Genomic DNA, 23,986 nt, shown 5'->3' with positions numbered 1-23,986 from the left:
AACCGCCGTCGGATGCCGCGCCGTGACCAGTGGCGGCCAGAGCTCTGTCGTCGGCCATGGCCGCCCGGTCGAGCAGGACGACCACGAGGCGGAAGGGGTGGAGGTATCGGTCAGCCGATCTTGAGGAGGCCGGCGTCGACGACCGCGTGGCCGAAGGGGCTCGCGAGTTCGGCGAGGCGTTCGCAGTCGGCCTCACCCAGGGCGGCGTAGGCGGGAAGGGCCAGCTGGTCGGTGCGGTCCTCGATGTGCCGGCGCAGGCGTACGCCCTCCGGGCTGAGGGAGTCGCCGTCGAGAAGACCCCGCGAGCGCAGGCTTTCCTCGGTGCCGGCCCACTCCTCCTCGGGCCACGCGCGGCTTCCCTTGAGGAAGTCGACGGGAACCTCGCCGGTGGCGGCGTGCAGAACCAGGGACTCCAGGCCCCCGACGCCCTCGCTCAGCAGGCACGCGACATGGCCGTCCCCACGGAACTCCCGGAGCAGGGTCTGGGCGTGCCACAACTGCAGCACCGGTTCCTCCGGCCAGGGCAGAGCGGCATGCGCGGCGAACAGCGGGCGGCCCTGGGCGTGTTCGCAGGCCGCCTCGGCGGCCCTGCGGGTCAGCGCCAGGACCTCGTCCAGAGCGGGCAGTTCGTGGATCCCGGCCCGTCGCAGGGCCTCGCTCGCGGCGGCGTGCCGCGCGTCCAGCACCTGCTGCGGCGTCGCCGTGTCCCAGGCCCCGTCGACCGCCTTCCGTACGAAAGCGGGGTTGAAGTTGTAGAAGGTCGAGATGACCAGCTCGGCGGATGCTCGGCCCAAGGCGGCGCTCCGGGATACGAAGTACCCGGTGCGTCCGCTGAGTCCGAGGTCGGCGTACCGCCGCCGTCCCTCGGGGACGAAGTAGATCATGGCGTGTACGGGTTCGAGTCGGCGCCAGGCTGTTCGTGCTGTCTTCATCGGGTCACCTCTTCTGAGAGTCAACAGACGGGGAGTTCACTGTGGTTCCGTACTCGCCGCGCGCTCGCAGATGTCCGAGCGGCAGGCGGCTCAGCGTCTCGGGCGCCTCCTCGGAGCCCCGGTGGCTGACGCTCCAAAGGGTCTCGAACCGGTACGGTCCGTGACCCGCTGCCCGGTCTCCCGCGCGGCCGCCGGGCCGAAGGTGCTGTCCTCCGTGTCCCGGACGTACGGCGTGGAGACGTCGATGACGCCGATCGCACCGTCGGGACGCCCGGCCCGGTAGCGGTTCAGCGCCGGGGCGGGGCCGTCCGGGGCTGGACCCGGGGGAGTCCGCGCTGTTCGGCGCCACCACCCGGTCACCGTGCACGGCCAGTGCCGTCTGCCGCTGCCACACCAGGCCGGTCCGCGGGAAACCGAGCGGCCACAGCAACGGGCGGCGCGGGGGCGGATCCGCCGGTAGCGCGTCGAGCACGCCCCGAGCAGTGGAGTCGCGCAGTTCGCCCACGGCCCGCCCTTTCGTACCGACTGGTCGGTCAGCTTTCAGTCGTTGACATGGATTGTCAAGGCCGAGGGTGCGCACCCCGCAACCGCAACCGCGACCGCGCACAGCGTCTTTGGCCGGATGTCGCGGCGGGCGCGGCGTTCCGGCCCGGTGGCGCAGGCCGTGGGGCCGCGTCCCGAGCGGGGGCGTCGAAGGAGGGTGTGATCCAGGGCGTCTCGCCCCGATCCCGATCCCAGGTGTCCCGCGTTGTCCGGCAGTAGGCAGTTGAACCTGACGCCGAATTCAACTATAACGTGGAGGTCCGGCTCCCACCCCCCCCCGCGGCACGGCCGGCCGGCGGTGAGCCCGGTCACGGCACCCGGGATTCAAGCCGGGGGCTCGCAGACGCCGGAGCGACAGGAAGCAGTGAGGCGACATGAGGGAAGCAGTCATCGTTTCGACGGCGCGGACACCGATCGGAAAGGCGTACCGCGGCGCGTTCAACGACACCCAGGCGCAGGAACTTGCCGCCCACGCCCTCTCGCACGCGGTGCGGCGCGCCGGGCTCGAAGGAGGCGAGGTCGAGGACGTGATCCTCGGCTGCGCCCTGCAGCAGGGGTCCTCCGGAGGCAACATCGCCCGCCAGGCGGCTCTCCGGGCCGGGCTTCCGGACACCGTGTCCGGTATGACGATCGACCGGCAGTGCTCGTCCGGCCTGATGGCGATCGCGACGGCCGCCCAGCAGATCGTCGGCGACGGCATGCAGATCGCCGTCGGCGGCGGCGTCGAGTCGGTCTCCTTGGTGCAGAACGACCACCTCAACACCCACCGCATGGCGGATCCCTGGCTGGTCGAGCACAAGCCGGGCATCTACATGCCGATGTTGCAGACGGCGGAGATCGTCGCCGAACGCTACGGCGTGAGCCGGGAGCGCCAGGACGAGTTCGCGCTGGTGTCACAGCAGCGCACCGCGGCGGCGCAGGAGGCCGGGCGGTTCGATCAGGAGATCGTCGCGCTCGACAGCGTCAGGAAGGTCATGGACAAGCAGTCCGGGGAGGTGCGGGACGAGGCGGTGACCCTGACCCGGGACGAAGGCAACCGCGCGTCGACCACACTCGAGGGTCTGGGCGCACTGGCGCCGGTGCTGCCGGACGGTCAGGTGGCCGCGCGTTCCAGCGTGACGGCGGGCAACTCCTCGCAGTTGTCGGACGGGGCCTCCGCGTCGGTGTTGATGGAGGCGAAGGAAGCCGAGCACCGCGGACTGCAGCCGCTGGGCGCCTACCGCGGCATGGCCGTCGCCGGTTGCGGACCGGACGAGATGGGGATCGGTCCGGTGTTCGCCATTCCGAAGCTGCTGAAGCGGCACGGTCTCACCGTCGACGACATCGGTCTCTGGGAACTCAACGAGGCGTTCGCCTCCCAGGCGCTGTACTGCCGGGACGAACTGAACATCGACCCGGAGCGGTTCAACGTCAACGGCGGCGGGATCTCGGTCGGCCATCCGTACGGAATGACCGGCGCCCGCCTGGTGGGGCACGCCCTGATCGAGGGCAGGCGCCGTGGCGTCCGGTATGTCGTGATCTCCATGTGCGTCGGCGGCGGAATGGGCGCAGCCGGGCTGTTCGAGGTGGCCTGAGGTCCACCTGCCGCCGGGCTTCCGCGCGGCGGCGGAAGGGGCGGTGGACGCGGCTGCCGTCGCATGGGGCCGGTGGAAGCCGGCGTGGGAGAGAGGGTGTGGGCAGTGTGCTGAACGTCGTGGAGGGGGCCCGAACCGCGGTCCTCGTGGACTTCGGCGGGGTCATCACGTCCAGTGTGTTGCAGGCTTTCACCGACTTCGGCGCCTCGCTCGGCGGCGACCCGCGCCTGCCGCTGGACCTTCTCGGCCGGGATCAGCCGTCACGCGCCCTCCTGGCCGATCACGAGTGCGGCCGTATCGACGCCGAAGCCTTCGAGCGGGGGTTCGCCGAGCGCCTCCGCGCCCACGGCGCCGCCGTACAGGCGGAGGGGCTCACGGCCCGGATGCAGGCGGGAATGTCGATCGACCAGGAGGTGCTCGCCCTGCTCGGTGATCTCCGCTCCGCCGGGTATCCCGTTGCGCTGGTGTCCAATTCCTTCGGGAACGGGACCTACGACGGCGTCGACCTCGCCGCGGTGGCCGATGCGGTGGTCATTTCCTCCGAGGTCGGGATCCGCAAGCCCTCCCGGCGGATCTACGCGATCGCATGTGAACGCCTCGGCATCGCCCCTGAGGAGGCCGTCATGATCGACGATCTGCGGCAGAACCTCGACGGAGCGGCGCGGATCGGAATCGGGGGCGTGCTGCACACCGGTGCTGCCGACACCCGCCGCCAACTGGCCGAGAGTTACGGGATCTCGGCCTGACCGGGCGACCGATCGACGAGCACGCGGCCGCAGGAACCGGCCATACCCGGGCCGGCGCCGCGGGCCGGGCGGCTGCGCCCGCGCCCGCTTGGTACCGGCCCCGTGCCCTTCTGTTCCCCCGTGCCGTCTCCGCGCTCCGGCGATCGGACACCCGTACCCGGCTCGGGTCCCGCCCCGCCCGGATCCTGTCCGGTTGAGCCGCCGTACGCGCTTCGGCGGGCGTGGTCGCGCCGTCCACGGCGAGAAGCCCGGACGGTCCGCACACCGGTCACTTCCGCGCGCAGCAGGCTTGAATTTGAGCTCGGGTTCAAGTCTACTCGGAGCGGCGAGGAGGAGCCCCGAACCGCGCAACCTGCTCACATCCCCGGAAGGCACCGCCCATGGCCAGTGTTCTCGAACCGGTCCGCCGCCACGCGGCCGCGACTCCCGGCAACATCGCGCTGCGCGGCGGCGCGGAGCAGTGGACCTATCGCCAACTGTCCGACGCGAGCCTGCGGTACGCGGGCGCCCTGGCCGCCGCAGGCCTGTCTCCCGGGGACCGGGTGCTGCTGGCGGCGCCGTCGGTGCCCGAGTTCGTAGTGGCCTACCTCGGCATCCAGACCGCAGGCTGCGTCGTGGTTCCGGTCAACACGATGTCCACCCGGGCCGAGGTCGAATACGTCCTCGGCGACGCGGGCTGCTCGTTGGCGGTCGCATGGCACGCCCTGGGACCCGCCGTCGCGGAGGCGGCCTCGGCGCTCGAGGTGCCCTTCCGGGTACTGTCCACGGGCGCGGCGGTCACCGACGCCGGCCCGGCCCGCGTCGTCGACCGGGACCACGACGAGACCGCGGCCATTCTGTACACGTCCGGTACGACAGGGCGGCCGAAGGGCGCCCAGCTCACGGTCGGGAACCTGCTGTCCGCAGGGGAGATCGGCGCCGAGTGCAGCCGCGGGTCCAGTGCCGACCGCACCGGCACCGGACTCCCGCTGTTCCACGTGTTCGGCCAGGCATCGGTCATGATGGCGACCTTGACGGCGGGCGGATCGATGTCGTTGCTGGCGCGGTTCGACCCGGCCTCGATGCTGGAGATGCTGCGCCACGACCGGCTCACCATCATGGCCGGCGTACCGACCATGTGGAACGCGATGCTGCACGCGGCGGGTGATGCCAATCCGGCGGACTTCGCCCAACTCCGCGTCGCCGTCTCCGGCGGTGCGTCGCTGCCCGGGGAGATCGCCCGGGCCTTCGAGGCCCGTTTCGGCTGCACCATCCTCGAGGGCTACGGGCTCACCGAGACCACCGCCTTCGGCACCTTCAACGACATCGACCGCGGCGGCAAGACCGGGTACACGGGGCGGGCCGTCCCGCGGCTGCAGGTCCAGGTGCGCGACATCCACGGCAGGGAGTGCCCGCCGGGCACCGTCGGCGAAGTGCACATCAAGGGACCCACGGTGATGCGCGGCTATTGGAACCGCCCTGCGGACACCGCCGCGTGCCTTTCACCCGACGGCTGGTTCCGGACCGGCGACCTGGGCGAGACCGACACGGACGGCGACCTGCGCATCGTCGACAGGATCAAGGATCTGATCATCCGCGGCGGCTACAACGTCTATCCCGGTGAGGTGGAGGAAGTTCTCTTCGAGCACCCGGACATCATCGAGGCAGCCGTGATCGGCGTTCCCGACGATCACTACGGCGAGGAGGTCGCCGCCCTCGTCGCGGCCCGGCCCGGTTCCGGGCTCGGTGCCGCCGAGGTGTCGAGCTGGACGCGGGAGCGACTGTCCGCCTACAAGGTCCCGCGCATCATCCGGTTCGTCGACGCGCTGCCCAAGGGGCCGAGCGGGAAGATCCTCAAGCGTTCCATCGACCGTACCGAGCTGACCCGTGACCCGGTGACCGGCGACGTACCCGCCCGCCGCCACTGAACTCCGCCGACGGGCGAGACGCGTCCGCCGCAGAAGAGAACCGCAGGAGAAAGACGCATGGTGAGTAGCTCATGAGCCTGCCTCCCGGCCTGAAGGGCCGGCTCCGCCTGCCCGTGGTCGCATCGCCGATGTTCATCGTGTCCGGTCCGGAACTGGTCATCGCCCAGTCGGCCTCCGGCATCGTGGGTTCCTTCCCCGCGCTCAACGCGCGGCCCCAGTCGGCGCTGCGCGAATGGCTGGAGCACATAACGGAGGAACTGGCCAAGCACGACATCGGCCGTCCCGAGTCACCGTCGGCGCCGTTCGCGGTCAATCTCATCGTGCACAGGACCAACTCGCGCCTGGGGGAGGATCTCGCGACCGTCGTGGACTTCAGGGTGCCGATCGTCATCACCTCTCTCGGCGCCCGGGCCGATGTCAACGATGCGGTCCACTCCTACGGCGGCATCGTGCTGCACGACGTCATCAGCGACCGGTTCGCGCGCAAGGCGGTGGAGAAGGGAGCGGACGGCCTGATCGCCGTTGCCGCAGGAGCGGGCGGGCACGCGGGCACGCAGTCGCCCTTCGCGCTCGTCCAGGAGATCCGCCGCTGGTTCGACGGCCCCCTCCTGCTGTCGGGCTCCATCGCCCACGGCCGCTCGATCCTCGCGGCGCAGGCCGCCGGCGCGGACCTGGCTTACGTGGGTTCGGCGTTCATCGCCACTGACGAGGCGAACGCGGAGGAGCGGTACAAGCAGATGGTCGTGGACTCCACCGCCGCGGACATCGTGTACTCCAACCTGTTCACCGGCGTGCACGGCAACTACCTCCGCGCCAGCATCGAGGCCGCCGGACTCGATCCAGCCGCACTGCCCGGTTCCGACCCGTCCGCCATGGACTTCGGCGACCGGGACATCAAGGGGGCGAAGGCATGGCGGGACATCTGGGGTGCGGGTCAGGGCATCGGCACGGTCGGTGCGGTCCTCCCTGCGGCTGCGGTCGTCGAGCGTCTCGCCGGCGAGTACGCCGAGGCCAAGAGGCGGCTCAGGGACATGTGAGGGGGCGCCGCGGCCGCACCCCACAACGGACTACCGCTGTCACGGGGGTGTTTGTGATACCGGCGTCGGATTCAACTACACTCCGGGTGATGGACACCACTGCGCCGGAGGACAGCGAGAAGGCTCCCCCCATGGCGCCCAGCTCGCCGCTGCGCGAGCCGCCCACGACGCAGCGCGGAGCGCGGACGCGAGCCGCTCTGGTGAAGGCCGCGCGGAAGGTGTTCGAGCGGGACGGCTACCTCGACACCCGCCTCACAGACATCACCAAAGAAGCCGGACGCGCTGCGGGATCCTTCTACACCTACTTCGCGAGCAAGGAAGAGGTGCTTGCCGCGGTACTCCTGGAGGCGCAGGAGGACATGCTGCACCCGGGCATGGGACGGGTGCAGGACACCGACGATCCGTATGCGGTACTCGAGGCGAGCAATCGTGCGTATCTCGAGGCATACAAGCGGAACGCGAAGTTGATGGGACTGCTCGAGCAGGTCGCTCAAGTGGAGCCGGAATTCCGCGAGTTCCGAAGCCGGCGCACGGATGCGTTCATCCGCCGCAACGCCCGCGGCATCGCCGACCTGCAGGCTCGGGGCGTCGCGGACCGTGAACTCGATCCGATGATGGCCTCCCGTGCGCTGTCGGGCATGGTCAGCGTCATGGCCTACAACGCCTTCGCGCTCGGCGAAAAGCGGGAAGGTGCGCCGGTGGACTTCGAAGAGCTCGTGACCACGGTCACCCGGCTCTGGGCGAACGCCCTGCGGTTCCCCGGCCACCGCTGAATCCGGCAGCAGCGCCGGCCGGGGCGGGCCCTGCCGCGGCGACCGTTCGCCGATCCCGGGGCCGGCGCCCGCGGCGAAGACGAAGGCGAAGACGAAGACCGGCGTTGCGCGAGCCTTCATGCCCGGTCACCGGTACCTTCTCACCTCTCCCTCGGGCCGGCCGGGAACCACCGGTGGCGAGCGGGTAGCCGCCGTGGCGGTCGTCGAGCCCCGGGGCTGAGCCTGGAGCGCGGCAGTGACGACGACGGCACGGCAATCGTTACCGGAAGCCGGGCCGGAGGCACGCGGCCGCTCCGGGTCAGTGTCCATCAACAGCCGTGCGGCCGGGGGCGTTTGGCCGGGTGCAACATCTCTCCAGGCCGGCACGGGCGTTGACCCGCTGTCGGCTTTGCGTGGGCCCCCCGGGCTTCCCGTTGAGCCGCACGGGCAGCCGCTCGCACGGCTGGCGGCGTGGTGCAGGGGCGGCGATGGCGGTCGGGGACCCTTGGCTGCGGTTCATCGGGGCGAGGCGGCCTTCTCCGTGGCGTGATGCGCGGCGAGATATTGAACTTGACGCCAGATTCAATTATACAGGGGACCACAGACAACGTGATGGCGTGGATCATGATCCGGCGCCGCACGCCCCGCCACGGAGAGGGTTTCGTTGTGAACGTTGCGCAAGAAGTCGTCATCGCCGTTCGCGGTGGTGGTGGCGGCGGTGGCGCGTCGGCCGTGTGGCCCGCCCGCGAGGGCGCTCGGGTCACCGATGCCCGCCTCGCCGCGGTCGAGGGCGAGCGGGGCCTGGTCCTGCCGCACGAGGACGTTTCGGACATGCGCTGGCAGAAGGGCTCGGACCGCGACCGGTGGCTGCGCGGGACGCGCCGCCACCAGAGCTTCCGGGCGGCGCAGGCATGACCGGCGCGGCGGGCGAGCTCGTCCTCGCCGAACACCGCGGGCCCGTGCTGGTGCTCACGTTCAACCGGCCCGCCAAGCTGAACGCCTGGACCGACGAACTGGAGAACGGCTACTTCACACTGCTCGACGCGGCCGAGGACGACCCGGACGTACGCGCCGTCGTGGTCACCGGCGCGGGAAGCGGATTCTGCGCGGGCGCCGACCTCCAGCGGCTGCAGGCGGCCGGTGAGGTCTCCGAGGCGGACAGGGCGCGGCGCAGGCCGCGCGACACTCCGCTGACCCTGCGCAAACCGCTGATCGGCGCGGTCAACGGAGTGGCCGCGGGGCTGGGCATGGTCGAGGCGCTCTACTGCGATATCCGCTTCGGCTCACCGGCGGCCCGGTTCACCACGGCGTTCGCGCAGCGCGGGCTGATCGCCGAGTACGGCATCTCCTGGCTGCTGCCCCGGCTGGTGGGGCACAGCAGGGCAGCGGACCTGCTGCTGTCGAGTCGCATGGTGGAGGCGGAGGAGGCGCTCCGTATGGGACTCCTCGACCACCTGGTTCCCGGCGGCAGTGTGGTGGATGCCGCTGTCGCGTACGCCACCGAGCTCGCGACGCGCTGCTCCCCGGGGTCCATGGCCACCATCAAGAGCCAGTTGCGCGACGACGCGGACGGCACCTACGCCGATTCCGTGACCCGGGCCGAAGGCCTCATGTTCCAGGCCTTCCGCGGGGCCGATCTCGTCGAAGGCGTGGCCAGTCACCTCGACCGGCGCCCACCGAATTTCCCCTCCCTACCCGTCAGGAGTTCAGATGTCCCTGTTTGAGACGTCGGACCGTGCCAAGAAGTACCAGGCGGATCTGCTCGAGTTCATGGATTCGCACATCTACCCCGCCGAGGAGGTGTACCACGAGCAGATGCGCGCGTCGGGCGACCCGAACTTCCACCCCCCGGTCATCGAGGAACTCAAGGCGGAGGCGCGCAAGCACGGACTGTGGAACCTCTTCCACCCGCATCCCGAGTGGGGCCCCGGGCTGACGAATCTCGAGTACGCGCCGCTGGCGGAGATCATGGGGCGCAGCCACATCGCCTCCGAGGCGTGCAACTGCAACGCTCCCGACACCGGCAACATGGAGGTCCTCACGCTCTTCGGCACCGACGAGCACAAGGAGAAGTACCTGCGGCCCCTGCTCGACGGGACGATGGCCTCGGCTTTCGCGATGACCGAGCCGCGGGTCGCCAGTTCCGACGCCACCAACATCGAGCTGCGCATGGAGCGCGACGGTGACGAGTACGTGCTGAACGGACGCAAGTGGTTCGCCTCCAATGCCCTGCACCGCAACTGCAAGGTCCTCATCGTCATGGGGAAGACCGATCCCGCCGCCGCCCCGCACCGGCAGCAGTCGATGATGGTCGTCCCGATCGACGCCCCCGGCATCACGGTGATGCGCGGGCTGCCGGTGTTCGGCTACCAGGACCGTGAGGGGCACGCCGAGATCGATTTCACCGATGTGCGGGTGCCGGCCAAGGACGTACTCAAGGGGGAGGGGGAGGGTTTCGCGATCAGCCAGGCCCGGCTCGGACCCGGTCGCATCCACCACTGCATGCGGGCGATCGGCGCGGCCGAGCGGGCGCTGGAGCTGATGTGCAAACGCGCGCAGTCCCGGGTGACGTTCGGTCGTCCGATTGCCGACCGGTCCAACATCCAGGACTGGATCGCGGAATCGCGTATCGACATCGAGATGATCCGCCTGCTCACGCTCAAGGCCGCGTATCTGATGGACACGGTCGGGAACAAGGAAGCGCGCACCGAGATCGCGGCCATCAAGGTGGCCGCTCCGAACATCGCGTTGAAGGTCGTCGACCGCGCGATCCAGGTGCACGGGGGAGCGGGAGTGACCGACGACTTCCCGTTGGCGATGATGTACGCGCATCTGCGGACACTGCGGCTGGCGGACGGTCCCGACGAGGTCCACAAGCGGGCCATCGCCCGGCAGGAACTGCGGCAGTACCGCGACGGGGCAACCGCGGCGGCGAGCGGCACGGGCGCCTCGGCCGCCACGAAGCAGCGGTGAACTGAGCCGGCCGGGGCAAGATCTCACCGGGCGTACCGCACTCGGCACCGGCATCGCGCGGTTCCACCGGGCCGGCGATCGCCCGGGCCGTCGCCGCAGCCGGCTTCGGCGTCGTTCCCACCTCCCGGTCCGGGTGCGGCCGGCTGGTGGTGACCACCAGTACGCGTCAACTGGCCCGAAGACCGACGGCCAGCGTCAGTTCAAGGACCCGCTGTGGCGATGCGAGGTCCGGAAACAGCTCCCGCAGCTGCGACATCCGGTACCGGACTGTCTGGGGATGGACGAACAACTCCGCCGCCACCTCCTCCCGCCTGCCCTGGTGCAGCAGCCACGCCCGCAACGTCTTCTCCAGCCGCCGTGCGGTCGCGACAGGCAAGGTCCGCAACGGTGCGAGGGCTCGGGTACGCAGGTCTGTGAACGCGTCCATGTCGGCACTCAGCACCAGCTCCGGCAGGTGCTCCTCGGTGTCGCGAATATCGGAGGAGAGGGACCGGGCGCGTACGGCTCGTGCGTACGAGGCGGACGCACGAGTCCATGGCCGGGCCGGGCCGACCACGGCGGCGCGGTCGGTCAGCTGCCGCAAGAGATGTGATCGGTCGGCATCGGGGACGAGCAGCACACCGGCGGCATCCGGCAGATCGTCGAGGACGAGGGTGCTCGGGTCGAGCGCGCGGTAGGCAGGCCGGGCCTGGGCGGCGGGCAGCAGGACCGCGGTCAGCGAGACCGGAGGCTGCCACCCCGCCCGTTGAACAGAGGCCAGCAGCACGTCCGGGCTCGCGCCGGCGAGGAGGTTGCGGGCCAGGTGTTCCAGGTGGCGCTCGTGGGCCCTGCCCCGGGCGGCCAGTTCGTCGGCGTGGCCCGCGGCGCTCGCGGCGGAGAGCTCGTCGATGTAGGCGAAGGTCAGTTCGGCGAACTTGGCGACCTCGGCGGCGGGCAGACCTGCGGGTACGGCACCCGCGGCCAGGCATCGCCAGGCCACGCGGGCGCCGACGCGGTAGGCGCTGAGCAGGGCGTCCATCGAACGGCCGTCGCGCACCTCGCCGCGGCCCAGCTCGTAGGCTGCGTCACCGGCGTCGCCGCCTGTGGTCTTCCCGCTCGCGAGGTCCAGGTAGTGACCCAGGGCGGTGCGGACGGCTCGGCGGATGGTGCCGCCCATGCGGCCCGAAAGGGCGTTGGCATACGGAGGGACCTCGTCGATGATCGCCTGGACGACCTCGTCGGCGGTGGTCTTCAGCGCGGCCCGAAGTGCGGTGACCGTCGTCTCATCCAGGGCCAGTTCGCCGGCCCTCCGGATTGCATGGCTCACGTTCTGTTCCCTGCGAACAATCTAGCCGACCAGATTTACATCCTGCGGTCAGGACTTTACGCCTTCAGGCACAGCAAGCTGGAGCCATGACGAGTACAGCCCTCCGCAGCAGGGCGTGGAAACTGCTCGAGATGGTCACGACGCCGCTGCTGCCGTCGGACTACCTCGACCTGGTCAGCCCGCTGCGTACGGGCGCTGACCTGCGTGGGCGCATCGAGGCCGTGCACCCCGAGACGCGCGACGCCGCGACGGTCGTGATCAGGCCGGGACGGGGCTGGCGCGGCCACACAGCCGGTCAGTACGTGCGGATCGGGGTCGACGTTGACGGGGTGCGCCTGTGGCGTGCCTACTCCATCACCTCGCCGGCAAACCGCCGGGACGGCCGCGTCACGATCACCGTGAAGGCGATCCCGGACGGCAAGGTCAGCAACCACCTGGTCCGCAGGGCGAAACCGGGCACGCTGATCCAGCTCGACCAGGCGACCGGTGACTTCGTGCTGCCGCAGGCCAAGCCCGCCCAGGTGCTCTACCTGACGGCCGGCAGCGGCATCACGCCCGTGATCGGCATGCTGCGCGACACCGAGCTCGACGACGTCGTCATGGTCCACTGCGCACCACAGCCCCAAGACGTGATCTTCCGCGATGAACTGCACGGCCTGGTCGCGGACAAGAAGCTGCGGCTCACCGAGGTGCACACCGACACAGACGGCATGCTCGACATCGCCCGTCTCGACGAACTCGTGCCCGACTGGACCGAGCGCGAGACCTGGGCTTGCGGGCCCGCGGGCCTCCTCGACGCCGCCGAAGAACACTGGACCGAACACGGCGTCCAAGAGCGCCTGCACACCGAACGCTTCCGCCCCGGCATCGTCGTCGCCGGCGACGGCGGCGGCGAGGTCACGTTCAGCGCCACCGGCAAGACCGTCGACGCGGACGGTGCCACGCCGTTGCTGGACATCGGCGAGGAGGCCGGCGTGCTCATGCCCTCCGGGTGCCGCATGGGCATCTGCTTCGGCTGCGTCACGCCGCTCAAGGCGGGCGCCATCCGCGACCTGCGCACCGGCGAGATCACCGAGGCCGAGCCGGGCGTCCTCATCCAGACCTGCGTGTCCGCTGCGGCGGGCCCCTGCGACATCGAACGGTAGGAGCACCTTGACCGCCATCGACCCCACCGCCCACCTGACCGCGGAGCAGATCGAGGAGTTGGGCCGCGAGCTGGATGCGATCCGCGACGAGGTGATCGCCGACCGCGGTGAAAAGGACGCCGCCTACATCCGTAAGGTCATCTCGGTGCAGCGCAAGCTCGAGCTGGCCAGCAGGGGCGTGCTCCTGTTCTCGATCTTCCCGCCCGCGTGGCTGCTCGGCACCGCCGGGCTGTCCGTGGCGAAGATCATGGACAACATGGAGATCGGCCACAACGTCCTGCACGGCCAGTGGGACTGGATGCGGGACCCGAAGATTCACTCCACCACCTGGGAGTGGGATCACGTCTCGCCGTCCGAGCAGTGGAAGCACTCGCACAACGAGCTGCACCACACGTACACCAACGTGATCGGCAAGGACAACGACCTCGGCTACGGCATCATGCGCGTCGACGAGGACCAGAAGTGGCACCCGTTCCACCTCGGCCAGCCGCTGTGGAACTTCATCAACGCCTGCTTCTTCGAGTACGGCATCGCAGCGTACGACCTGGAGCTCGGCAAGAACCTGCACAAGCGCCGCCGCAAGAACCCGGAGTTCCGCGCGCGGGCCAAGGCCGTGGGCCGCAAGATCCGCAAGCAGGTGCTCAAGGACTACGTGATCCACCCGCTGCTGTCGGGCCCGTCGTTCCTCACCACGCTCGCCGCCACGTTCACCGCGAACGTGGTCCGCAACATCTGGTCCCACTCGGTGATCATGTGCGGGCACTTCCCCGAGGGCGTACAGGTCTTCGAACGCCGATCGATCAAGGGCGAGACGCGCGGCCAGTGGTACCTGCGCCAGATGATGGGCTCGGCGAACATCAGCGGTAGCAAGGCCATGCACTTCATGACCGGCAACCTGTCGCACCAGATCGAGCACCACCTGTTCCCGGACCTGCCGAGCAACCGGTACGCCGAGGTCGCGGTGAAGGTGCGCGCGCTGTTCCAGAAGTACGAGCTGGAATACGTGACCGGCCCACTGCCCAAGCAGGTGTTCTCCGCATGGCACAAGGTCTTCCGGCTCTCGCTGCCGAACAAGAAGCCCAAGGTCAAAACGCCGGACCGTGAGCAGGAGCTCGTCGCCGCCTGATTCCCGGTATCGGTTCGGATCTTCCGGCCGTACCGGGGGCACCGCCGGGCTGGGTGAGACCACCAGCTCGGCGTCGACCAGCTCCACCGGCTCCAGAGCGGTCTCGTACTCCTCCTCGGCGGTCGTCACTCGCCGTCGGGGCTGATGCGGGCGGCCCGCGCGCCGGCCGGGCGAGGGGCACCCGGGGTCAGGGCTTCTTCTTCGACCGATCGTCCAGCAGTTTTTGCGGGGCAGGTCCGACAGCAGCCCGCGCACGAACCGCCCGACCCGACGTCGCGGTTCGACCTGTGCGAACCGGCCCGCGATCTGGGCCATCAGGTCCTCGAACGCTCCTGCCAGCGGGCGGGGTCTACGCTGTGACCCGCGGCCACCGCATGATCTTCAGTCTTCACACACCGATGATCAACGGTGGCCGCGTCCGTCTCCACAGCGCGTCAGGGTCGCGCAGCGTCTGTCTGCCGTCATGTGTCCGGAGGACTTGTGCAACGTGGCGAAGTCTGGTGGGTCCAGTTCGACGAGCGGAGGTTGGTCGTACTGCTGTCGGGAGACGACACGTCCGGGATCCGGGTGATGCAGGTCGTCGCTCCGGCGGGCGTCGACATCAGCGGTCTGGGCATCGAAGTGACACTCGGCGCCGGTGAAGGACTGCCGTTCGAAGGCGTGCTGCGGCTCGCGTTCCCGCGTCCAGGCTTCACCCCGTGCACGTGGCTGACCACTGTGTCCCGGGACGACCTGATAGAGCGGGCGGCCGTCCTGTCCTCCGTGAAGCTCTGCGAGATCGACGACGCCCTCCGACTCGCTGAACAAGCGCAGGAGCGGACCCCGGCCACGACCGCGAAGCTCAGCGAGATAAGGGATGCCCTCCGTCTCGGTGAACTCGGGTAGACGGAGAAGGAGCCGACGCCCGCGACGGCGTGGGCGATCTCGGGCGAGATGACCGACGCTGGCCAGGCCACCTGCTGCCTCGGCGCCCCTCACCACCGAGATCACGATCTACGGCTGGAGTGGGACCGCAGGGCCGCCCCCGAATGGGGACAGCCCTGCCTTGGTCTGCCGTAATCTCCCCGCTGGAGTGTCAGTCGCCGATGGTGACGGTGAAGGCTTCCGCTGGAGCACGCCCGTCTCCGGCTCCTGGCCGCGCCGCGCGGCCGGCTGAGCGTTTCGGAACTCGCCGCCTACTGGCAGTTCGCGGACAGCAGTCACTTCATCCGTGCCTTCAAGCAGCAGTACGGCCGGACACCCGCCCAGTACGCCCGGGCCCACGACTGCCACCGCGGTGAAGGCAGTGAGGGCAGTGAGAGCAGTGACGGCGGCCACGCGGCGCACCCCCCCCGCCCCGGACCGGCCCTGATACGGGGACGGCCGGGTCACACCGCGCGTTCCGCGGCCGGCCCTCTACCGCCCCCGGGGCGGCGCCGTGGAGGCGCGTACCACGAGTTCGGTGGCGAGTTCGATGTGGTGGGACTCGGCCTTCTCACCGCCTGCCAGCCGGAGGGCGGTGCGCAGGGCGGCACCGCCCATCTCCCGCAGCGGCTGGCGCACGGTGGTCAGCGGTGGTGAGGCCATCCGGGCGAGGCTGGTGTCGTCGAAGCCGACCACGCTCAGGTCCTCGGGGATGCGCAGGCCCCGGGCGCGGGCGGTCTCGATCACGCCCAGGGCGATCTCGTCGTTGCCCGCGAAGATCGCCGTCGGCCGCTCGTCCAGGCCCAGGAGCTCCGTGGCGCCGAGCAACCCGGTCTCGTAGGTGAATTCTCCGGGCCGGACGTAGGCCTCGGGCACCTGTGCGCCTTCCGCCTCCAGCGCGGCGCGGTAGCCGTGCATGCGTGCCTGGTTGCACACGGCCATGGCGGGTCCGCCGAGATAGGCGATGCGGCGGTGGCCGAGGGAGAGCAGGTACCGGGTCGCGGCCAGGCCGCCCGCGAAGTTGGTCGCCCCGACGCTGTGGACTCGGCTGTCCGGCAGGTGCAGCGGGTCGAGCACGACCAGCGGCAGCCCGGACCGGGCCAGTTCGTTCAGATGCGCCGCGGTGTACACGCTGGTGACCGCGATGACGGCGCGGCGCCCGGCGGAGACCAGGTCCCGGGCCCAGTGCGGGGCGCTGGACGCCTTGCTGACCACCACCGAGGCCCCCAGTTCGGCCGCGGCGTCGACGATGCCCTCCAGGGTCTCGGCCACGTACGACTTGAGGCCCCCCTTGAACTGCACCTCGATGGTCGGGCTCTCGACGGCCTCGGTGTGACGGAACACGGGCGCGAGGTAGTCGTGCTGGTGGAGCAGTTCCTGCACCCGGGTGCGGGTGTGCGGCGCCACGTCACCGCGGCCGTTGACCACCTTGGACACGGTCGCGACGGAGACCCCGGCCGCCTGGGCGATGTCCGCCAGCGTGGTGCGCCTGCCGTTCGCTCGCATCGGTTCCTCTCAGCTGTACGTCCACCGGTGTGGTGAGCCGCCGGTCGGGACGGCGGCGCAGGTGGAGCCGGTCAACCGTACGGTAATCCGGCGCCGCGCTCGTCGGGGGAGGCGCCGGCCGGCCCTTCGCCTCGACGCCTCCCCGGTCCGCGTGAGCTGCGGGCGATCGTGGGGGAACGCGGCCCGATCACCGTGCAGCACGCCGTCCCGGCCACGTGCGCCCGCGCCCGGCTCCAGGGGCGGCACCCCGGCGCGCCGGGCCGGCCGCCGGGCGGTCCGGCCCGGCGGCCCGAACGGCGGCGGACCTGCACCGAGGCCGGTGGACCGGCTGGCCACGGCACTCCTCGACGCGTTCATTTCGAAACAGTTTCGATCCCTGCCAAGACCCTCAGGACCTTCCTCCACCTGATGCTACGCAGTGATCTGCTGCCCGACAAAGGTGCCCGCACGTACCTTGACAGTCGCTCGACCCGAAACCTAATTTGCACGGACAGAGCTCAGAGAAGGATGTTTCGAAAACCTTTCACCATGACTCACGAGAAGCCGGCGGCTCTCGAGTACGGAGAAAAGACATGGCGCTCTCCCGACGTACCCTCCTCGCCCTGGCCGCCGGCGTGCCGGTCTCCGCGGCGCTGACCGCCTGCGGCGGCTCGTCCGGGCCCGGCCCGAGCGGTGGCGGGGCCACGTACTGGTACCTGAACGGCCAGCCGCAGGAAACGGCCAGAGCCGGCGCGGTGGACGCGTTCAACAAGGCCCACCCCGACGGGCAGATCAAGGACACCACCTTCCAGAACGACGCGTACAAGACGAAGATCAAGACCGCCATCGGTTCCGGGCAGGCGCCCACCATCATCTGGGGCTGGGGCGGCGGGACCCTGCGCACCTACGCGGAGGCGGGCCAGGTCGAGGACCTCACCTCGTTCTTCGAGGAGCATTCCGACGTCAAGGAGGGGCTGTTCCCGTCCTCGTTCGGCGCGGCGACGGTCGACGGCAAGATCTACGCGATGCCGTGCGAGACCGTGCAGCCGATCATCCTCTACTACAACAGGAAGGTCTTCGACCAGGTCGGCGTGGAACCGCCGGAGTCCTGGGACGACATCATGGCGCTGGTGCCCAAGTTCAACGCGAAGGGCATAGCACCGTTCGCCCTCGGTGGTCAGTCCCGGTGGACGAGCATGATGTGGCTGGAGTTCCTGTTCGATCGCATCGGCGGCTCCGAGGTCTTCCAGGCCGTCATCGAGGGCGAGAAGGACGCCTGGTCCCACCCTGACGCCATCAAGGCGCTGACCAAGGCGCAGGAGCTGGTCGAGGCCGACGGGTTCATCAAGGGCTTCTCCTCGATCACCGCGGACTCCAACGCCGACCAGGCACTGCTGTACACCGGCAAGGCCGCGATGATGCTGCACGGCGCCTGGTCGTACGGCATCCAGCAGACCGACGGCGGGGACTTCGTCTCCGGCGGCGGGCTGGGCCACATGACCTTCCCGCCCGTCGAGGGCGGCAAGGGCGATCCGAGTAACACGGTCGGCAACCCCGCCCAGTACCTGTCCATCTCCTCGAAGGCGAGCGCGGAGCAGAAGAAGATCGCCAAGGACTTCTTCGCCACCGGCGTCCTCCAGGAGGCCGAGGTGAAGCAGTGGATCGACAACGGGTCGGTCCCGATCCGACTGGGCACGGAGAAGCTGCTGGCCGCCTCCGAGAGCGCCGACTTCCTGCGGTTCACCTACGACATCGCCAGCAAGGCCGAGGTGTTCGTCCAGTCCTGGGACCAGGCGCTCAGCCCGACGGCCGCCGAGACCCTGCTGGACAACATCGTCAAGTTGTTCCAACTGTCCATCTCCCCCGAGCGGTTCGCCCGCAACCTCAACGCGGTCATCGGGAAATGAGCGCGCTCACCGGCCACCCGCCACGTCGGCAACCGCGCAGCATCCTGCCGTGGCTGGCGACGCCGGCGCTGGTGGTCTTCGTCGGCTTCGCCGTGATTCCGCTCGTCGGTGTCCTGGCGCTGAGCTTCACCACGTGGGACGGGATCGGCACCATCCGCCCGTCGGGGCTGACCAGCTGGCGCGCGGTGCTCACCGACCCCGGACTCCCGCACGCCCTCTGGGTGACGTTCGCGGTGATGGCCCTGTCCTGGGCCGTCCAGACGCCGCTGAGCATCCTGCTCGGCGTCTTCCTGGCGGGCCGGCAGCGCTACCGTGCGGTGCTGGGCGTGGTGTACTTCGTCCCCCTGATGCTCAGCTCCGCGGCCATCGCGATCGCGTACAAGGCCCTGCTGGACCCCAACTTCGGGCTCGGCGCCGGGCTGGGGATCCCGCTGCTCAGCCAGGACTGGCTGGGGCGCCCCGGGCTCGCCCTCGGGGTCGTCGTCTTCGTCGTCTCCTGGCAGTTCATCCCGTTTCACACCCTGATCTACCAGGGTGGTGTCCAGCAGATCCCGAAGTCCCTGTACGAGGCGGCGCAGCTGGACGGGGCCGGACGGATCCGGCAGTTCTTCGGCATCACGCTGCCCCAGCTGAAGTACACCGTCATCACCTCGTCCACGCTGATGGTGGTCGGGTCGCTGACCTTCTTCGACCTCATCTTCGTCCTGACCGCGGGCGGCCCCGGCGACGCCACCCGGGTCCTCGCCCTGGACATGTACAAGCGGGGCTTCCAGGCCAGCCTGATGGGACCGGCCAGCGCCATCGCGGTCATCCTGGTGCTGGTGGGCCTGGCCCTCGCCCTGCTGCTGCGCCGGCTCGGGGGCCGGGACGCCGGCGCGAGCCAACTCGAGGGGGCCTGACGTGACCACCACGCTGACCAAGCCGCGACGACCGCAGAAGGCCGCGCACCGCGAGCGGCAGCACCGTTCCCCGCAGCCCGCCCGCCGGCGCAACTGGGCCGGCGGGCTGGCCGGATGGCTCTGGCTCGCCGTCGTCGCCGTACCCCTGTACTGGACCCTCATCACCAGCCTCAAGGCCCAGAGCAACTACTACGCGAGCAACCCGCTGGTGCCCACGGGCAGCCCCACCCTGGACAACTACCGGCTGGTCATCGAGTCCGACTTCCTCCGGTACTTCGTGAACAGCGTCGTGGTCACCGCCGGCGCCGTGGTACCGGCGGTCGCGTTCTCCTTCATGGCCGCCTACGCGATCGTGCGTGGCTGGCGCATGCGGTTCCTGCGGGCGATGAACGGGCTGTTCCTCATGGGCCTGGCCATCCCGCTGCAGGCGACGGTGATCCCGGTCTACCTGATCATCATCAGGCTGAACCTGTACGACAGCCTGCCGGCGCTGATCCTCCCGTCGATCGCCTTCGCCATTCCACTGTCCGTGCTGGTGCTCGCCAATTTCATCCGCGACGTGCCCAAGGAGCTCTTCGACTCGATGCGGGTCGACGGCGCCACCGAGTGGGCGACGCTGTGGCGGCTGGCGGCACCGCTGACCCGCCCGGCCATCCTCACCGTGACCATCTTCAACGCGCTGACCATCTGGAACGGATTCCTGCTGCCGCTGGTCCTCACGCAGAGCCCGGACCTGCGGACCCTGCCGCTGGCGCTGTGGACCTTCCAGGGCCAGTACGGGGTCAACGTCCCCGCCGTGCTCGCCGCCGTCGTCCTCACCACCCTGCCCGTCCTGGTCCTGTACGCGTTCGGCCGCCGCCAGCTGCTCAGCGGCCTGACCGCCGGATTCAGCCGCTGACCGGCGGCGACGCCGCCGCCCGGAGACGCCACACCCCGCCCTGACACCTGCTCGTCGAACCGTTCGCCCGTCGCTCCCTGCACCGGGGCCCGAGGGGCGTAGGAGGAAAGTGAACGCCAGCGTGGCCTCGGATACCGCCCCCGCTACCCCCCTCTGGAACGACCCCGCCGTCCCCGTCACCGCGCGGGTCGACGCCCTGATCGGCGCGATGACCCTTGAGGAGAAGACCGCCCAGTTGTACGGAGTGTGGGTGGGCGCCTCCGACCAGGGCGGTGAGGTGGCCCCCCATCAGCACGACATGGAGGAACCCGTCGATCTCGACGCGCTCCTGCCCGCCGGGCTGGGCCAGTTGACCCGCCCCTTCGGCACCGTCCCGGTCGACCCCGCCCTGGGCGCGCTCTCGCTGGCCCGTACCCAGGCCCGCATCGCCGCCACGAACCGGTTCGGCATCCCCGCTCTCGCGCACGACGAGTGCCTGGCCGGCTTCGCCGCCTGGCGGGCGACGGCCTACCCCGTCCCGCTGTCCTGGGGCGCCACCTTCGACCCGGACACGGTGCGGCGCATGGCCGCCGCCATCGGCCGCGACATGCGCGCCGTCGGCGTCCACCAGGGGCTCGCGCCCGTCCTGGACGTGGTGCGCGACGCCCGCTGGGGCCGGGTCGAGGAGACCATCGGCGAGGACCCGTACCTCGTCGGCACCATCGGGACGGCCTATGTGCGGGGCCTCGAGTCCGCGGGAATCGTCGCCACCCTCAAGCATTTCGCCGGCTACTCGGCCTCCCGCGCCGGCCGCAACCTCGCCCCCTCCTCCGTGGGCCCGCGGGAGCGCGCCGACGTGCTGCTGCCGCCCTTCGAGATGGCGATCCACGAGGGCGGCGCCCGGTCGGTGATGAACGCCTACACCGACACCGACGGGATACCCTCCGCGGCCGACGAGGATCTGCTCACCGGGCTGCTCCGCGACACCTGGGGCTTCGAGGGCACCGTCGTCGCCGACTACTTCGCCGTCGCCTTCCTGAAGACCCTGCACGGCGTCGCGGGCGACTGGGCCGGCGCCGCCGGCTCGGCGCTGCGCGCGGGCATCGACGTCGAGCTGCCCAACGTCAAGACCTACGGCGCGCCCCTGGCCGAGGCCGTGGCCGACGGCCGGGTACCGGAGGCGCTGGTCGACCGCGCCCTGCGCCGGGTCCTCACCCAGAAGGCGGAGCTGGGCCTGCTCGACCCGGACTGGGACCCCCTGCCGGCCGCGCTCGGCGGGGCCGGCCCGGATGATCCGGGCACCCCGGTCGATCCGGACGCCCTGCGCGGCCGGATCGACCTCGACGGCCCGGAGAACCGCGCGCTGGCCCGCACACTCGCCGAGGAAGCCGTCGTGTTGCTGAGCAACGACGGCACCCTGCCGCTCGCCGGGCCGCGCCGCATCGCCCTGCTCGGCCCCAACGCCGACGAACCCACCGCCGTGCTGGGCTGCTACTCCTTCCCCCAGCACATCGGCGTCCGGCACCCCGGGACCCCGCTCGGCATCGAGCTGCCCACGCTGCGCGACACGCTCGCCGCCGAGTTCCCGGACGCCGAGATCACGGTCGCCCGCGGCACCGGGATCGACGACGGGGATCTGTCCGGCATCGAGGAGGCCGCCCGGGTGGCAGGCGCGGCCGACCTCGCTGTGGTGGTGCTCGGCGACCGCGCCGGTCTCTTCGGGCGGGGCACCAGCGGCGAGGGCTGCGACGTCGGGACGCTGGAGCTGCCCGGCGCGCAGCAGCACCTGCTCGACACTCTGCTCGACCTGGAGACTCCCGTGGTCACCGTGTTGCTCGCGGGACGGCCGTACGCCCTCGGCCGCGCCGTGACGGAGTCCGCCGCGATCGTGCAGTCCTTCTTCCCGGGCGAGGAGGGGACGCACGCGATCGCCGGGGTGCTCAGCGGCCGGGTCAATCCCTCGGGGCGTCTCCCGGTGAGCGTGGCGCGCGGGCCGGGCTCCCAGCCGGCCACCTACCTCGGGGCGCGGCTCGCCCACGCCAGCGAGGTGTCCAGCCTCGACCCGACCCCCGCGTTCGCCTTCGGTCACGGCCTGTCCTACACGCGGTTCGACTGGGCCGATCTGACCGTGGACGCCCAGGAGGCCCCGACGGACGGCGAGTTCACCCTCTCCTTCACCGTCCGCAACACCGGCGAGCGGTCCGGGACCGAGGTCGTCCAGCTCTATCTGCACGACCCGGTGGCCTCCGTCGTCCAGCCGGTGCAGCGCCTCGTCGGCTACACCCGGGTCGCGCTGGAGCCGGGCGAGGCCCGGCGCCTCCGGGCCACGGTCCCCGCCGACGTCGCCTCCTTCACCGGGCGCGACGGCCGGCGCGTCGTCGAACCGGGCGAGCTGGAACTGCGCCTGGCCGCCTCCAGCGCGGAGCCGCGCCTGACGGCCGGGGTCACGCTGACGGGAGCCGAGCGCCAGGTGGACCACACCCGGCGCCTGCACGCCGCGATCGGGCAGGAGCCGGCCGCCCGGGCATGAACCGGGAGTGTGCGGCGCCGCCGGAGTAGCGGCGGCGGCGCACACGGGGCCCGCGGGGCCGGGCCCCCGGTGGTCTCCGGGCCGCTCGTCTCACAGCAGCCCGCGCCGGGCGAGGTTGCGCATCAGCGCTCCGACGCCGAACGTCCACGGCGCGGCCTGTTCGCTGGGGACGACGGTGTTGACCAGGGCGCCGAGGCGCGGGCTGGAGATCCGCACGAGGTCGCCGTACTCGTGGGTGAAGCCCGCGCCGGGCGTCTTCCGGTCCTCGGTGGGGGCGAAGAGCGTGCCGGTGAACAGCACGAAGCCGTCCGGGTACTGGTGGTGCGGACCGTGCGTGGCGGCCACCAGGTCCAGGACGTCGCGGCTGATCTCGCGCAGGGAGCTGCTGCCGTGCAGGACGTAGCCGTCCGGGCCGTCGATCCGCAGGTCGATGTCGAGCCCGCGTACGGCGTCGAGGCCGAAGTCCTCGTCGAAGAGGCGGATGAACGGGCCGATCGCGCAGGAGGCGTTGTTGTCCTTCGCGCGGGACAGCAGCAGGGCGCTGCGTCCCTCGATGTCGCGGAGGTTGACGTCGTTGCCGAGCGTCGCGCCGCGTACCCGGCCGCGCGAGTCCACGACGAGCACGGCCTCGGGCTCGGGGTTGTTCCACACCGAGGCGGAGAGCACGCCGATGTCGGCGCCGGTGCCGACCGCGGACAGCACCGGGGCCTTGGTGAACACCTCCGGGTCCGGCCCGATCCCGACCTCCAGGTACTGCGACCACAGCCCTTCGGCGAGGAGCAGTTCCTTGGCCCGGGCCGCCTCCGGCGACCCGGGGCGGATGCCGTCGAGCGCGCCGCCCACCACCTGCCCGACGCCGGCCCGCACCCGCTCGGCCTGCGCCGGATCGCCGCCCGTGCGCTCCTCGATGACGCGTTCCAGCAGACTCCGGGCGAAGGTGACCCCCGCGGCCTTGATCACCTGCAGGTCGAGGGGGGCGAGCAGATGCGGGACGTCACGGCGGCCGGGCGGTGCCTCCAGCAGTTCGTCCAGGGGCCAGACCTGCCCGCCGCCGGCCTCGCGGACGACCGCCGCCGCGTCCTCGCGCTCCATGAGGCCGGAGACGGTGGGTGCGAGGGCGGTCAGGTCGACGACGTGCTCACCGCGGACCGCGGCGACGCACGGGCCGTCACACTCCGGGTCGTGGACGCGCGCGACGAGGGCGGCCCGGCCGGCGTCCTCCGGCAGGACGGAGCCGGGGGTGAGCGCCCGGCGGGGGCGCGCTGCTGCCGATTCCACGATGCTCTCCTGGCTTCGAAGGGGCGCGAGCTGACGCGAGAGGGCGCGAGGTGACGCGAAAGCGGG

At 70.8% G+C, this 23,986-nt stretch carries 19 protein-coding genes and 2 pseudogenes; 16 read left to right on the top strand and 5 right to left on the bottom strand.

What is annotated here, in order from left to right; all coding sequences use genetic code 11:
• Positions 1-110: 110 nt before the first annotated feature.
• Positions 111-932 carry a hypothetical protein gene (locus tag LIX60_RS03690; RefSeq protein ID WP_227957177.1) on the bottom strand — a complete coding sequence of 274 codons (822 nt, stop codon included), beginning with the start codon at positions 930-932 and terminating at the stop codon, positions 111-113.
• Between the two features lie 917 nt (positions 933-1,849).
• Between LIX60_RS03690 and LIX60_RS03685 the strand changes: the two genes are divergently transcribed.
• The 8 genes from LIX60_RS03685 (at position 1,850) to LIX60_RS03650 (ending at position 10,464) form a co-directional block, all read left to right on the top strand.
• Positions 1,850-3,049 (top strand): acetyl-CoA C-acyltransferase, encoded by a 1,200-nt coding sequence (locus tag LIX60_RS03685; RefSeq protein ID WP_227957176.1) that lies wholly within the window; start codon positions 1,850-1,852, stop codon positions 3,047-3,049.
• Positions 3,050-3,147: 98 nt separating this feature from the next.
• Complete coding sequence (locus LIX60_RS03680; RefSeq protein WP_227957175.1) at positions 3,148-3,795, top strand: HAD family phosphatase; 648 nt, start codon at positions 3,148-3,150, stop codon at positions 3,793-3,795.
• Positions 3,796-4,175: 380 nt separating this feature from the next.
• A complete protein-coding gene (locus tag LIX60_RS03675) occupies positions 4,176-5,702 on the top strand; it encodes an AMP-binding protein (RefSeq protein WP_227957174.1) in 1,527 nt (508 codons plus the stop codon).
• 71 nt (positions 5,703-5,773) lie between these two features.
• The gene (locus LIX60_RS03670; RefSeq protein ID WP_227957173.1) at positions 5,774-6,739 is read left to right on the top strand and encodes a nitronate monooxygenase family protein; all 966 of its coding nucleotides are present in this window, start codon (positions 5,774-5,776) and stop codon (positions 6,737-6,739) included.
• A gap of 89 nt (positions 6,740-6,828) precedes the next feature.
• Complete coding sequence (locus LIX60_RS03665) at positions 6,829-7,512, top strand: TetR/AcrR family transcriptional regulator (protein WP_043462454.1); 684 nt, start codon at positions 6,829-6,831, stop codon at positions 7,510-7,512.
• A gap of 645 nt (positions 7,513-8,157) precedes the next feature.
• Positions 8,158-8,406, top strand: coding sequence for a hypothetical protein (locus LIX60_RS03660; protein WP_227957172.1), 249 nt, complete (start codon positions 8,158-8,160; stop codon positions 8,404-8,406).
• Positions 8,403-9,215 carry an enoyl-CoA hydratase-related protein gene (locus LIX60_RS03655; RefSeq protein ID WP_227957171.1) on the top strand — a complete coding sequence of 271 codons (813 nt, stop codon included), beginning with the start codon at positions 8,403-8,405 and terminating at the stop codon, positions 9,213-9,215. Before LIX60_RS03660 ends, LIX60_RS03655 begins: the two co-directional genes overlap by 4 nt.
• Complete coding sequence (locus LIX60_RS03650; RefSeq protein ID WP_227957170.1) at positions 9,202-10,464, top strand: acyl-CoA dehydrogenase family protein; 1,263 nt, start codon at positions 9,202-9,204, stop codon at positions 10,462-10,464. The genes LIX60_RS03655 and LIX60_RS03650 overlap by 14 nt, the downstream gene beginning before the upstream one ends.
• 166 nt (positions 10,465-10,630) lie before the next feature.
• Here LIX60_RS03650 and LIX60_RS03645 read toward each other — a convergent pair whose 3' ends face one another.
• Positions 10,631-11,770 carry a CdaR family transcriptional regulator gene (locus LIX60_RS03645; protein ID WP_227957169.1) on the bottom strand — a complete coding sequence of 380 codons (1,140 nt, stop codon included), beginning with the start codon at positions 11,768-11,770 and terminating at the stop codon, positions 10,631-10,633.
• 86 nt (positions 11,771-11,856) lie between these two features.
• Here LIX60_RS03645 and LIX60_RS03640 point away from each other — a divergent pair, with 86 nt between their 5' ends.
• Together LIX60_RS03640 and LIX60_RS03635 are read left to right on the top strand one after the other, a co-directional pair.
• Positions 11,857-12,915: a ferredoxin reductase gene (locus LIX60_RS03640; RefSeq protein WP_227957168.1), complete on the top strand. Its 1,059-nt coding sequence runs from the start codon at positions 11,857-11,859 to the stop codon at positions 12,913-12,915.
• 7 nt (positions 12,916-12,922) lie between these two features.
• Positions 12,923-14,041, top strand: coding sequence for an acyl-CoA desaturase (locus LIX60_RS03635; protein WP_227957167.1), 1,119 nt, complete (start codon positions 12,923-12,925; stop codon positions 14,039-14,041).
• A 186-nt stretch (positions 14,042-14,227) separates the two neighbouring features.
• On the opposite strand, the pseudogene LIX60_RS31880 reads toward LIX60_RS03635, so the two are convergent.
• Positions 14,228-14,356: pseudogene (locus LIX60_RS31880) on the bottom strand (IS701 family transposase); the annotation flags it as partial.
• A gap of 165 nt (positions 14,357-14,521) precedes the next feature.
• Between LIX60_RS31880 and LIX60_RS03630 the strand changes: the two are divergent.
• Both LIX60_RS03630 and LIX60_RS03625 read left to right on the top strand, forming a co-directional pair.
• Entirely contained in the window at positions 14,522-14,926 is a 405-nt protein-coding gene (locus tag LIX60_RS03630; RefSeq protein ID WP_227957166.1) for a type II toxin-antitoxin system PemK/MazF family toxin, read from the top strand.
• Between the two features lie 222 nt (positions 14,927-15,148).
• Positions 15,149-15,286, top strand: a pseudogene (locus LIX60_RS03625) (helix-turn-helix domain-containing protein); the annotation flags it as partial.
• Positions 15,287-15,436: 150 nt separating this feature from the next.
• Here LIX60_RS03625 and LIX60_RS03620 read toward each other — a convergent pair.
• Entirely contained in the window at positions 15,437-16,450 is a 1,014-nt protein-coding gene (locus LIX60_RS03620) for a LacI family DNA-binding transcriptional regulator (RefSeq protein ID WP_227957165.1), read from the bottom strand.
• Between the two features lie 572 nt (positions 16,451-17,022).
• Here LIX60_RS03620 and LIX60_RS03615 point away from each other — a divergent pair.
• From LIX60_RS03615 to LIX60_RS03600, 4 genes are all read left to right on the top strand, one after another.
• Positions 17,023-18,336: an extracellular solute-binding protein gene (locus tag LIX60_RS03615; RefSeq protein ID WP_227957164.1), complete on the top strand. Its 1,314-nt coding sequence runs from the start codon at positions 17,023-17,025 to the stop codon at positions 18,334-18,336.
• Positions 18,333-19,235, top strand: coding sequence for a carbohydrate ABC transporter permease (locus LIX60_RS03610; protein ID WP_227957163.1), 903 nt, complete (start codon positions 18,333-18,335; stop codon positions 19,233-19,235). Before LIX60_RS03615 ends, LIX60_RS03610 begins: the two co-directional genes overlap by 4 nt.
• 1 nt (position 19,236) lies before the next feature.
• Positions 19,237-20,133: a carbohydrate ABC transporter permease gene (locus LIX60_RS03605; protein WP_125621508.1), complete on the top strand. Its 897-nt coding sequence runs from the start codon at positions 19,237-19,239 to the stop codon at positions 20,131-20,133.
• A gap of 109 nt (positions 20,134-20,242) precedes the next feature.
• Positions 20,243-22,642, top strand: coding sequence for a glycoside hydrolase family 3 N-terminal domain-containing protein (locus LIX60_RS03600; RefSeq protein ID WP_227957162.1), 2,400 nt, complete (start codon positions 20,243-20,245; stop codon positions 22,640-22,642).
• A gap of 90 nt (positions 22,643-22,732) precedes the next feature.
• Here the strand turns inward: LIX60_RS03600 and LIX60_RS03595 are convergent, their stop codons facing one another.
• Complete coding sequence (locus LIX60_RS03595) at positions 22,733-23,920, bottom strand: fumarylacetoacetate hydrolase family protein (protein WP_227957161.1); 1,188 nt, start codon at positions 23,918-23,920, stop codon at positions 22,733-22,735.
• Positions 23,921-23,986 lie beyond the last annotated feature (66 nt).

The sequence above is a fragment of the Streptomyces sp. S07_1.15 genome (assembly GCF_020739505.1).
Classification (GTDB): domain Bacteria; phylum Actinomycetota; class Actinomycetes; order Streptomycetales; family Streptomycetaceae; genus Streptomyces; species Streptomyces xinghaiensis.
Note: the sequence above shows the minus strand (reverse complement) of the source record. Positions and strands in the feature narration are given on the sequence as shown.